The 12,615-nt window shown below is 46.9% G+C and carries 9 protein-coding genes; 5 read left to right on the forward strand and 4 right to left on the reverse strand.

The features are described 5' to 3' along the window. Positions 1 to 22: 22 nt before the first annotated feature. Both R7O12_RS04540 and R7O12_RS04545 read left to right on the forward strand, forming a co-directional pair. Positions 23 to 1,027, forward strand: a complete 1,005-nt coding sequence (locus R7O12_RS04540) for a cupin domain-containing protein (RefSeq protein WP_186585589.1) — start codon at positions 23 to 25, stop codon at positions 1,025 to 1,027. Position 1,028: 1 nt separating this feature from the next. Beyond that, a complete protein-coding gene (locus R7O12_RS04545; RefSeq protein WP_182016037.1) occupies positions 1,029 to 1,742 on the forward strand; it encodes an alpha/beta fold hydrolase in 714 nt (237 codons plus the stop codon). 69 nt (positions 1,743 to 1,811) lie between these two features. On the opposite strand, the gene R7O12_RS04550 is transcribed toward R7O12_RS04545, so the two are convergent. The 3 genes from R7O12_RS04550 to R7O12_RS04560 all read right to left on the reverse strand — a co-directional run bounded on the left by R7O12_RS04550 (position 1,812) and on the right by R7O12_RS04560 (position 5,488). After that, positions 1,812 to 2,897, reverse strand: a complete 1,086-nt coding sequence (locus R7O12_RS04550; RefSeq protein ID WP_017634480.1) for a porin — start codon at positions 2,895 to 2,897, stop codon at positions 1,812 to 1,814. 177 nt (positions 2,898 to 3,074) lie between these two features. Then, the gene (locus R7O12_RS04555; RefSeq protein WP_005374772.1) at positions 3,075 to 4,091 is read right to left on the reverse strand and encodes a nuclear transport factor 2 family protein; all 1,017 of its coding nucleotides are present in this window, start codon (positions 4,089 to 4,091) and stop codon (positions 3,075 to 3,077) included. A gap of 101 nt (positions 4,092 to 4,192) precedes the next feature. Next, the gene (locus R7O12_RS04560) at positions 4,193 to 5,488 is read right to left on the reverse strand and encodes an MFS transporter (RefSeq protein ID WP_045390635.1); all 1,296 of its coding nucleotides are present in this window, start codon (positions 5,486 to 5,488) and stop codon (positions 4,193 to 4,195) included. A 338-nt stretch (positions 5,489 to 5,826) separates the two neighbouring features. Here R7O12_RS04560 and R7O12_RS04565 point away from each other — a divergent pair, with 338 nt between their 5' ends. Next, entirely contained in the window at positions 5,827 to 7,368 is a 1,542-nt protein-coding gene (locus R7O12_RS04565; protein WP_318103794.1) for a sodium:solute symporter, read from the forward strand. Positions 7,369 to 7,379: 11 nt separating this feature from the next. After that, positions 7,380 to 8,750: an L-serine ammonia-lyase gene (locus R7O12_RS04570; RefSeq protein WP_318103791.1), complete on the forward strand. Its 1,371-nt coding sequence runs from the start codon at positions 7,380 to 7,382 to the stop codon at positions 8,748 to 8,750. 78 nt (positions 8,751 to 8,828) lie between these two features. On the opposite strand, the gene glgX is transcribed toward R7O12_RS04570, so the two are convergent. Then, positions 8,829 to 10,820, reverse strand: a complete 1,992-nt coding sequence (gene glgX, locus R7O12_RS04575; protein ID WP_213906959.1) for a glycogen debranching protein GlgX — start codon at positions 10,818 to 10,820, stop codon at positions 8,829 to 8,831. Positions 10,821 to 11,266: 446 nt separating this feature from the next. On the opposite strand from glgX, the gene R7O12_RS04580 reads away from it, so the two are divergent. Then, a complete protein-coding gene (locus tag R7O12_RS04580) occupies positions 11,267 to 12,538 on the forward strand; it encodes a maltoporin (RefSeq protein WP_005374784.1) in 1,272 nt (423 codons plus the stop codon). Positions 12,539 to 12,615: the final 77 nt, after the last annotated feature.

The raw sequence follows: 12,615 nt of genomic DNA on the forward strand, positions 1-12,615 counted from the left end.
ACAAGGACAACAAGGATTTACAATGACTCTACAATCTAAAATGAATAATAACCTGGTCCGCTACATGGAACTGATTCCGGGTACGAGTGCGTTTATTGATGCGCGCACGCCAGGCAGTGATCTCAAAGATAACTTTTGCATTATCGGTGCAGGGGTGGCAGAGAGCAGTCGTCAGCATGTTCATATTCGCGATACGGCGGGCTTTAACATTGGTGCCGCAGGCCAACCGCCGGGCATCAAAAATTCGTTGCACTCTCATCGTACCGCCGAGCTTTTCTTGGTGTTCAAAGGTCAGTTCCGTTTTTATTGGGGGAACGATGGAGAGCATGAAGCGGTGTTGTCTCACGGTGACGTCATCTCGATTCCAACCAATCTCTTCCGTGGATTTGAAGTGGTTGGCCGCGATTACGGCTTTATGTTCTCGGTACTTGGCGGCGACGATTCAGGTGGCGGCGTTATTTGGCATCCAAACGTTATTAAAGACAGTCAAGGTTATGGTTTATACCTCAAAGCCGATGGCACACTCGTGGACACCATTAATGGCGACCCGGTGCCACAAGAATCAGAATTGATGCCGCTGCTTACCGAAGAAGAGCTCGCGACCTTCGATACCTACACCGCAGAAGAGATGATGCCATTTGTCGCTCTGCAAAAAGATTATCGTGAAATCAAAGGCGATTTCAGCGGAAGCAACGTGAAACAATACGCCTTAACGGGTCATCCTTTGGCGAGTTATGACTTCCAAGTAAAGAGTGAAGATGAAGTGAGCATCATGGCTTATGAGCTTTCTGAAGGTGGCTCGATTCCTCAACACTGGCGAGAAGAAAAACAAGTGCTTATCAACTTTGATGGCGATACTGAAGTGGTCCTCACGCATCAAGGCGAACAAGCGAGTGTTGTTTTAACGCGCGGTGATGTGCTGAATGTTCCAGAAGGTGCGTCATACTCACTGACGAACTTGCGTGGTAATAGTTTGACGTATTGCATTCTTGGCTCTGATCAACCAAAGCCGCTGGCAGGAGAATAAAATGACGCAACCCACCTCGTTAGTTTGGCTACCCGGACTACTTTGTGATGGCACATTGTTTGAGGATATCAACCGAGCGTTGCCAAGTTGGGTTGAGCCTACATGCCCGACGCTGGCTTCATTGCCGTCAATGGAACAGCTGGCGCAGAGAGTGTTGCAAGACGCACCGCGGGAGTTTGTCTTGGGGGGCTTATCAATGGGTGGGATTCTTGCCTTTGAGGTGTACCGTCAAGCGCCAAACAGAGTCAAAGGCTTGATCCTCATGGATACCAATGCAGCAGATGAAAAGCCAGAGGTGACACAAAAGCGTGATGCACTGGTTAGCCGTGCGTTAAGTGGTGAGTTTGAACGCATTACGCCTGACACTCTGATGCCTGTGCTGATTCATCCAAGCCGTTTGCAAGACAAAGCGTTAACTGAGCGTATAGAAGGCATGGCGGTCAATGTAGGTTTGGAGGCATTTGAAGCACATGCTAAAGCGTTAGCCACTCGCCCGGATGCGCGACCTTTATTGGCGGACATTCAAGTTCCTACGTTGGTGATAACAGGTAAAGAAGATAAGCTTTGTCCGCTAGACAATCATCTGCTCATGGAGAGATGCATCCCAAACGTCACGCTTCATGTTATCCCTGAGTGTGGGCATCTATCTACGCTTGAGCAGCCTTTAATTATTAGTGAAGTGATGACTACTTGGCTTCAAGATAACTTTGCTTAGTGTTGATAAGAACTTCATCACTCACCACCTTAAGGTTACTTGGGTATAGGTGGTGAGCGATGAGTATTATCAGAAGTAGTAGCGAATACCTGCCGCGAATTGATCATCACGGTTTTCGAATTTGCTGCCATCGTACTGATCTTTACCTAGATCGAACTGGTATTCAGTCCAAACTAGGAATTTGTTCTTCTGGAAGTGGTATTCAAGACCAGGGATCAGCAAGTTACGCTCGTAACCTTGTGTCTCGTCACCACGATCTTCCATGTAGTTGTAGTTCAACGTTGGGCGTAGGCCGTTATCGAAGTGGTAGTAAGTGTAGATTTCGCCACCTAGGGTATCGAACATTACGTCCGTACCGCCTTGGCTCACTGCTTCCCAGTTTTCGCCAACGTGGAATGTCGCACCCGCGTAGAAGCCACCGTTGCTGTAGTTTGCGCCCAATAGCATGATGCGCATGTTGTCGCCGTTTTCTACGCCAACCACGCTTGCGTCTAGATCCGCAACTTCATTTTGATGGTAAGCCGCACCAAGTGTTACGCCATCAACGGGTTTGTAAGTGATCGACGCACCCATGCCGTTTTTCAGTGAGGCTGTCGCATTGCTTGCTAGAGCAACATCTTCACGCGTGGTTTGGTAAGTAAAGCCGTAGCTCACTTTTTCATTGATTGAATTACGGTACGTAATTGAGTTTTCTGCACGACCAGCACCGGAAGCGATACCCCAGTCAGCTAGGTTGTAAACACCTGAGCCACGAGTACCGAATACACGACCTAAATCGGTGTACCATGCTACGTCGTAGAAGGTAGACCACTGCTTAGTACCCGCAGCAATCTTGCCGTATTTTTCGTGATCAACACCTGCGTATAGCAAGCGGTCGTAAATGTTGTCGCCGTTCGCGCCAGAGTTGTAGCCCCATTCCGCGTGACCGAAACCAGTCCAGCCGTTATCCAGACCCATTTGGCCTTTCAAACCGAAACGTGAGCTGCCGCTGTTCCATTCGCCGTTGTCATCACCGCCACGGTCTTGGTAGCGAAGATCGAAACGGCCATCGATGGTTAGGCTGTCGCCAGCGTCATTAACAAAAGTGTGTGCAGCAAAGGCTGAGCTAGAAGTAAGCGCTGCTAAAATCACTGCAGAAAGGGTCGACTTTTTCATCATCAATCTCATTATTCAGGGCGCAGAAAGCCACCGTGCGTTCATGCCCGTTTTGAATAAGGGTTCTATCTTGAGGTTGTGCCCCATCCTTGAGGCACGAGTTGGGAGCATGTCACCTGAACCGAGAGGGGATTCAGGCAACATAAAGGCGGGTTGACAATCCGCCCCTAGGACTTCTTATAGAGAAGGGTTTAGGATCTGTTGAGTACGCTCGAACACGTCTAGACCTTGCTGTTTTAGCCAGTAAGGAAGGTCGATCAGTACCCAGTTCTCAGATAGCTTGTCGCCGTCACGGTAGTAAACGTCAACCACTTGCATGTCTGCACGTACTTCACCACCTGTCATACCTAGGAAACCACCGATTGGCGTGTTAGATAGGTTTGGCCAGCCGAAGAAACAAGAGAAGTTACCTTCTGCGAAACGACATACGTGGCCGTTAAACTTCTTGTCTTTCAGGTTGTTACGGAACGGCAATTGGTGCTGCTGTTGGTAACGAGGAATTGTGTAAGACGCACCGATACCACATGGACCGTACCAGATCATGTCTTTAGACCAGCTCTTCTCAAGAACTTCTGGTGGGCAACCCATAGCGCCGCTGTCGTTCAGTGCAGATAGGTCATCAACCATCTTGTTCACTAGTGCTAGTGTTGCTACGCCTTCTTCTGGTGCTGCGTCTTCGAACAGTAGACCGTCGTGGTTACGAGGACCAGGGTATACGAAGTGCTTACCTGTTGATGGTGGTAGTGGGTAACAACCCGCTTGGTCCATCGCGCCTAGAAGGTCTAGGAATAGGCCAGTCTTAGTGATCTTGCCGTTTTCAACACAGTTAAATTCTGCGTAACGGATGTTCATGATTTTGCCAGTTGGGCGCATGCCTAGGTATTCAGCGTCGAATAGACCCATGAAGTGACCCATGCTCATTACCCAGATTTCACCTGATGTTACTTCGTTCTCACCACCGATGAAGATGTCTTGACGACGCTGCATGCGAGTCATTGATTTCATCAAAGGAGCCCAGAAAACGTCAGCCGCTGCTTGAGCGCCTTGTTGCTCACGGAATGGGTAAACACCACGCCATAGGTAATCTTCTGAAGTGTGTGCTTTTAGTACTTCTGCCACGTTCTCGTGAGTTGCGTTTTCCATTGCGCTGAAGTATTCACGTACAACGCGTTTCGCTTCTTGATATTTAGACATAATAAACTCTCTTATTTGCTGTCGAGTCGGCTTTGGGAACAGGACTCGAAATTAAGTTTTTTCATCCGGCCGGGGAGCCAGCCGGAGTTTTTGAAATTCAGTTACGCTTTTGCTGCTTCGGCTTTTTTGCTCTTATCGAACACGCCGCCTTTTAGTGTCTCTGGCAGTGATAGCCATAGAAGACCAGCAAGGATCCATACGATTGGTGAACCCCACATTGCGGTTTGTAGGTCGGTACGCTCTTGGATGAAGATAAGTACCATTGGTGCCCACATACCGAGGATACGACCACCGTGGAATAGCGCCGCGCCGTAGCTACGTAGGTGTGCTGGGAACAGTTCTGAGAAGTAACCACCCCATACCGCTGAAGAAGACAGGCCGAAGTTGTAAATCAGACCAAGTAGAGCCAGCATGTTTAGGCCGCCAATCACCATGTCGCCAGGTGCAACAAAGAAGATTGAAACCATGATGCCCGCTAGGATGAAGCCAAACGCGTTCACCTTACGACCGAATTTGTCAGCTACCCAACCCCAGAACCACGCACCAAACAGTGAACCAAATGCTGAGATAGAGAAGATGAGACCGATGGTTGCACCGTCGAACATACGTACATCACGTAGGTATGTGGTTACGAAGCCACCAAAGAATTGGAAACCGTAGAAGTTAAGGCCAGCCAGTAATAGACACGTTAGTGTGATCTTACGGTAAGGCTTGCTTAGCATTTCGCCCCAAGAGCCTTTTTTCGCTGGTGCATTTGATTCTTCTACTTTTGCTTGCTCTTCTTCACCGTAAGCGATCACTTTGCTGTCGCTAGGTAGTACAAAGATCATGACCACAGCGGCTGCCAATGGTGGGATACCACCTACAAGCATTAGGCTTTCCCATGGTGCATCAATGCTTGCAATAAATGCTGCATACGCACCCATTACCATCAGTGCTACAGAGAACATAGAAGACGCGAATGCCGTCAACTTACCACGTACCGTTGGCGTAAATAGGCCGATCATTAGGCTTACTGCCACGGTGAAGTAACCACCCAGTGACAAACCAATGATGAAACGCATTGCTGCCCATGTTGCGTAGTCGGTGAACATCATATTGATGATCGTTGCGCCACCGTTTAGGGCTGTGATGGTAATAAGAGTGGATTTCTTACCAAATTTTGTTGCGAACCAAGCACAGCTCAATGCACCGATAAGTGCACCAACCGACTGCCATGTATAGAACTGGGCAGTGTCTGATAGGCTAATACCATCATACGCTTCAACGATGTATGGGCGTACGTAGTCAATAATTACAAAGTTATAACAATAGAAAAAGTAACCAACCAGTATCGCTAGATAGGCAGCTACCCTTTGAATCATAGGAACTTCGCTCATGTGTCTTTTGGCATTCATGACCGATAAACCTCTATTTCACTTAGGATTTGTTGCTATTCAAACTTAATGAACACGATCTTATTTGGATCATCTTCGATTTCGTGTCGGGGTGAATCATAGTTTTTTTAAGGTTATTAGATCCGTGATCAAAATCAATTTTAAAATGAATGCGTACCCATTTTGTGGGTTTTAGTGACAAGGATCTCACTAATCGGCGTTTTTGGCGATTTTGAATACATTTTCGCCTATATTGGTGATAATAATCACACTTACAGTGGGATTGTCGTTTAAAAATGCCTTTTTACAGTAATATCTGGGCATAATAATTAGCTACCCAGAATTAGGAAAACCTTAAAATGGTTACGTACTCAAGTTTTGTGGTGATTGCGTTATATGTAGCAATTACCATACTAATCAGCTATTTAGTGAATAAGCGCTACAGCAATGGTGGCGACTTTTCCACGGGTGGAAAGCAATTTGGCTGGTTTACGGCGGGTGTTTCGATACTTGCGACTTACATTAGTGCGATGACGTTTGTAGGGATGCCTGGTTGGGTTTATAGCTCTGGCATGGAAGCGATGAGTATTCACCTTAACTATCCCATCGTTATCTTTTTCACTGTTATTTTCTTTGTGCCTGTTTTTTATAAGCTGGGTCTGACTTCGATTTATGAATACCTTGAGCACCGCTTTGGGGTGTATGCAAGAACCATCAACTCGATTGTGTTCATTGTGGTTCAATGTATCTCAGCGGGTGTGATTTTGTATGCCGTGGCGCTGATCTTAGTGCAAGTTCTGCCTATCAGTATTTCTGAAGCCATTATCTACATTAGTATTTTCACCGCTTGCTATACCTATGCGGGCGGGATCTCCACGGTTATCTGGACCGATATGTTGCAATCTGCAGTATTGGTGGCAGGCAGCATCGCTATCTTTGCCATTCTAATGACAGAGATTAATGCGGCAGATTACCTTTCTCGTGATCACTTGAATATCATCAACTTAGACTTTGATTTGGGCGTGGATACCACACTCTGGGCTGGCGTGGTTGCCGTGAGCTTTTTGCATTTGAGTGTGTACGGCACCAACCAATTGATCATCCAACGTACGTTAGCGACGAGATGTGAAAAGACGGCGCAGAAGTCGATGCTGTTGTGTGGTTACGGTGCGTTTTTCGTGTACTTGTTCTTCGCGGTACTCGGTGTTCTTTTGAGTGTTTTCTATCAAGATCAATCGTTTGAAAACAGCAACGAAGTGATTTTGGATTTTGTATTCAACCACACTAACCCTATTGTGGTTGGTTTGATCATTTCCGCATTGGCGGCGGCCGCAATGTCGACGCTGGACTCGACCTACAACTCGATGGCGACCGTCGCGACGTTCGATATCTACAAGCGTTTCGTTCGCAAGAGTGCCGATGATGAGCACTACGAAAAAGTCGCAAGAAAGATGAGTTTGCTCGCTGCGGCCATGGTGGTAGTGCCAGCTCTTCTGGCGGTATCGAATGAATCGGTACTCAAAACCATCGCTAGCCTGACTTCCATCTTTGTTGGTATCCGTTTGGGTTCATTCGTGCTTGGTTTATTCTGGGCGAAAGCCAATGAGAAAGGCGTGATCGTTGGCAGTATCATGAGTGTGATTGCGGTGTTTACTGCCATGTATCTCGACGTGGCTTGGCCATGGTTCGCGCCAATTGGTACGTTTGTCTTCCTTTTGTTTGGTGTGTTAGTAAGCCGTCGTTGGGGCGCTGTGACTGCCGAGCAACATATTTTTATCAATAATCAAAAACATCTTTTTGCAAAGCCAACCGCAAGCCATTACGGGCTATTGGTGTTCGCTGTGGCGACCATCGCTGCTTGTATGGTTCTCCCTGATTGGCTTTATGCTGCATTGTCGTAATAGGTAAGTTTATGCTGTCCATCTTTGATATTTACAAGATTGGTGTGGGCCCTTCTAGCTCTCACACCAATGGTCCAATGATCGCGGGTTACCACTTCACTCGTTTGATTGAATCGAACTTGGCAAAAGTGGTTCGTATTCAAGTCGATTTATACGGCTCACTCTCGTTAACGGGGATTGGTCACCATACTGACCGCGCAACGATTTTGGGTCTGTTGGGTAACAAACCAGATACCATCAAAATCGCTTCTGCGAATAAAGCGATGCGCAAGGCGATTGAAGAGGGCATGATGTCTGTCGATGGCCGTCATGAAATCGAATTCAACTACAAAACGGACATGTTGTTCCATGAAGAGAACCTTCCTCTGCATGAGAATGGCATGACGATTACTGCGTTAGATGCGCACGGCAATCAGGTTGGGTTTGAAACTTACTACTCAATCGGTGGTGGTTTCATCGCAACGGCGGATGAACTGCAAAATGGCAGTGCGACTGCTCCCGTTGAAGTTGAGTTTCCATTCTCCAGTGCGGACGAAATGTTGGCACAGGCAGAGAAGAACGGCATGAGCCTCGGCGGCATGATTCTGAAAAACGAACAAGCGTTTCAGGAAATGGAAGCCATCAATCAACGCGCAGAACAGATCTGGCGTGTGATGACGCGTTGCATGGAGCGTGGTTTCGAAACAGAAGGTATTTTGGATGGCGGTTTGAACGTGACCCGCCGTGCGCCAAACTTGTTGAAGAAGCTTGAAGCAAATGCAGCAATCGAAAACGATCCAATGGAAATTATGGATTGGATTAACCTGTTTGCTTTTGCTGTGAGTGAAGAAAACGCGGCTGGTGGACAAGTCGTAACGTCGCCAACTAATGGTGCGGCGGGTGTGATTCCGGCGGTATTGATGTACTACCATCGCTTCATCAAAGAGCTTGATACTAAACAGCTTAAAGACTTCCTTGCTGTGTCCGGTGCGATTGGCATTTTGTACAAAACTAATGCGTCTATTTCGGGTGCCGAAGTAGGTTGTCAGGGCGAAGTCGGTGTTTCTTCTTCTATGGCGGCAGCTGGCTTGACCGCGCTGCGTGGTGGTAGTAATGAGCAAATTTGTATTGCGGCCGAGATCGCCATGGAGCACTCACTAGGCATGACTTGTGACCCAATTGGTGGCTTAGTGCAAGTACCGTGTATTGAGCGTAATGCAATGGGTGCAATGAAAGCGATCAATGCATCTCGCATGGCACTAAAGCGTAATAGTAAATGTTTGATCTCGTTGGATAAGGTGATTGAAACCATGTACCAAACGGGCAAGGACATGAACAAGAAATACCGCGAGACGTCACAGGGTGGGTTAGCTTTGATTCACCTAGCGCCGCCTTGCGAATAATGAGTTAGGCACATCTAACCAACAAAAAAGCCGAAGCACTGAGATGCATCGGCTTTCCTTTTTTGGAGCGTTTATAACTTAGCTACGCGTTTGCTCACCTTTTGGTGTGCTTTGGATTGGTTGATAGTGCAAAATCACCATCGAGGTGGGTGAGAGCAAGACTTCGCCTTCAGCATGTCCTGGGTTGAGGTTACGTACGTTTGTATCACAGATCGTCACCCATTCTTGCTTTCGCTCATTGGGGAGCTTAAAGCGCGCTGTGGCGTTAGTTTGGTTGATGAGGTAAACCAGCTCTTGCCCTTCTTTACCGATACCAAGGTGAAGTGCGACAGAGCTTAAACGGTTCCAATCATCGTGCTCCATTAAGCGACCGTCTGTACGGCGCCAGAAAATACGGTTGTTATTGCGGTTTTCGCCACTGAAAGCTCGGATAAATGGCACCATGTATTGATTTCGGTTGGCGACCATTTGTGACATCCATGCTTTGAAATGTTGCTTACGTTCTGTCTCTTCCCAGTTCAGCCAACTGGTTTCGTTGTCTTGGCAATAGGCATTATTGTTACCACCTTGGGTGTGAGACAACACGTCAGCAGTGAGAATGTGTGGGATACCGAAGGCAAACAGCAAGCTAGCAATAAGGTTGCGTTTTTGCTTCTCACGCGTGGCGATGATCATCAGATTTTCTGTCTCGCCCTCAACACCGTAGTTTTCTGAACGATTGTCACCGTGACCGTCGCGATTTTCTTCGCCATTGGCTTCGTTATGTTTGTGCTTGTAAGACACTAAATCTTGCAGTGTGAAGCCATCGTGATACGTGATGTAATTTACGGTGAGTTTGTATGGCCAGTTCGCTGCACTATAAATGTCACGAGAGCCCATTAATCGAGTGGCAAACTCTTTTAAATAGCCTTGATCACCGCGCCAAAAACTGCGGGAAATATCACGCAGTTTGTCATTACATTCGTTCCAACCAAATGGAAAGTTACCCACTTGGTAGCCATTTGGACCAATATCCCAAGGCTCGGCAATCAATTTGGTTTCACGCAAAATTGGGTCTTGCGCAACGGCTTTAAAGAAAGCTGCTTCTGGGTTGTAATCATCGCCCTGTCGACCTAACGTTGCAGCCAAGTCAAAACGGAAGCCATCGACTTTAAATTCGCTAACCCAGTAGCGTAATGTATCCATCACAAGGTTTAACGCTGGTTGGTAGGTGAGATCGACTGTATTTCCGCAGCCAGTGTAATTGGCGAAGTGGTTGCCATGTTTGATGTAAAAACAGGAATCGAGGGCCTTCAGGTTGAAGATTGTAGGCCCTTCACCACCTTCAGCAGTGTGGTTGTAAACCACGTCGAGAATCACTTCGATACCGTTTTTATGCAATTCGCGAATTGTTGTTTTTAATTCCGTAACGGCGTCTTGTTCTGCGTAGCGCGGATCGGGCACCATAAAGAGATAAGGGTTGTATCCCCAATAATTGACCTTTTCCATCTCTAGTAGGTGAGGCTCATGCATGCATGCTGCGACAGGTAGCAATTGCAGCGTGTTGATGTTTTGCTGTTTGTAAAAGGCCAGCATTTCAGGTGATGCAAGACCTAAGTAGCGCCCCTTCAGCTTGTCTTCAACCTCTGGGTGGCGTTGGGTAAGCCCTTTGACGTGCGTCTCAAACAACACCATCTCTTCTCTGGGTATACGCGGGTGATCCGTGTTTTGCCAGTCAAAATCATCTTCGATAACGACGCACTTCGGCATATCGAAACTTTTGGCTGGAGAGTAGGGAGGGTGATAGTGGAGGGCTTTATCTATTGATTTTGCGTACGGATCAGAAATTAACAGTGGCTCGTCCTTGTGGGAGACAAGATAACCGTATTTTTGCCCCGGCTTAATATCTGGAATAAAAGTATGACGTATGCCAGCGTATTCATTCGGTAAACCGCGAAGCTCGTAGCTGCCATCGTCTGCAAACAATGCCAGTTGAATGTCTTTTACGCCCGGAGCATGAATAGAGAAGTTACAGCCTTCTTTATTTAATGTTGCGCCCAGGGGGTAGGGGCGAGAGAGAAGTCGTGTCATCGGAGATACTTTATTTAATATTTATTGCTACCTTTAGGAAACTATAAGTTAAAAACTTTGTCTTACTAAGGTCAACCACCCTAAATATAAAAATATTCGTGTAATTTAATTACTTTATGTGACGGCTTAGAGTCAAAAATATGAAATGGCTATCACTTTGTAGCGGCTCAAAACCGAACAAACTTACTAATTCCTCCCTAGATTGGTGATCTGACTCGAAAAAACACCATTCGGTAAATTTTCTACTCCCTTCTCATCCCCCTTAAATTAGTTTAGGGCGGAGGAAGTCATCCTTGTACGCCTCGGGTAATCTCACAACTGTTGAAACAAACGGGGATTCGTTCCCATCTTACCTCTCTTTCTTTAGGTGTGTTTTTACTGCCTATATTCACCTAAAAGAGTGAGCAGGGAAGACAGAATTATAAATACCCTTAATGGAGTTAAGAATGAAAAAAGTAAGTGCAATTGCTGCTGCTGTAGCTGCAACTTTAGCTGCTGGTTCTGCATTCGCAGTGGATTTCCACGGTTACATGCGTGCTGGCGTTGGCGTGAACGCTGACGGTGGTCAACAATTAACATTCGAAAAGAACAAGATCGGTCGTCTAGGTAATGAAAGCGATATCTACGGCGAGATTCAACTAGGTAAAGAAGTTTACAACAACAACGGCAAAACGTTCTACGTAGACTCTATGGTTGCAATGACTTCTAACGGTTCAAACGACTGGGAAAGCACTTCTGCTAACTGTGGTTTGGATAACGGCGAAGTGAAATGTGTAGACGATGCACAATTCGCACTACGTCAGTTCAACGTTCAAGCTAAAGGCCTACTAAACTTTGCTCCTGAAGCAACGCTTTGGGCAGGTAAACGCTACTACCAACGTCACGACATTCATATCTCTGACTTCTACTACTGGAACATCTCTGGCGCGGGCGCTGGTGTTGAAGGTATCGAAGCTGGTCCTGGTAAAGTTTCTTTCGCTTGGGTTCGTAACGACCGCGGCGATATCGCAGACCCAGGCAACGATGGTGGCGCAACAAACGTAAACACTCTAGACGTACGTTACGCAGGTCTTCCTCTATGGGACAACGGCTCTCTAGAAATGGGCTTGAACTACGCAATTCTTAACGAAACTGACGCTGCGCCAAACGGCACTAAAGATGCGAAAAACGGCGTAATGTTCACAGCAGAATTGACTCAAGGTCTAGACGCTGGTTTCAACAAAACAGTGCTTCAGTACGGTACTGAAGGTTACTCTAAAACAATGGCATTCTACGGCGACGGTAGCTGGTACGGCGCAGAAGCTGACAACGGTGCATCTGGTTACCGCCTAATCAACTGGGGTGTAATCGGCATGGGCGACAGCTGGGAAATGGGTCACCAGTTAGTGTACGGTGTTGGTGAAGACATGTGGGCTGGCCAAGACAAGTGGGAAACAATGTCTGTTGTTGTTCGTCCAATGTACAAATGGGATGACAACCACAAAACTATTTTCGAAGCTGGTTACGCTATCGACGATAACGACGGCGAAGAAAACAAATACGGTAAGCTAACTGTTGCTCAAGCATGGTCTGCTGGCTCTAGCTTCTGGGCTCGTCCTGAGATCCGTGTTTACGCTTCTTACCTAACGGCTGACAAAGAAGACAACTCAAACACATTTGACAACGGTCGTTCAGACGATACGTTCCAGTTCGGTGTACAAGCTGAAGCTTGGTGGTAATCATCTAACCACTAAGTCCTAAATTGTCCTAGAATGATACAGCCAGAACTTATCTGGCTGTATTTATTTAAAAAACA

This window comes from Vibrio sp. Vb1574, from assembly GCF_033338675.1.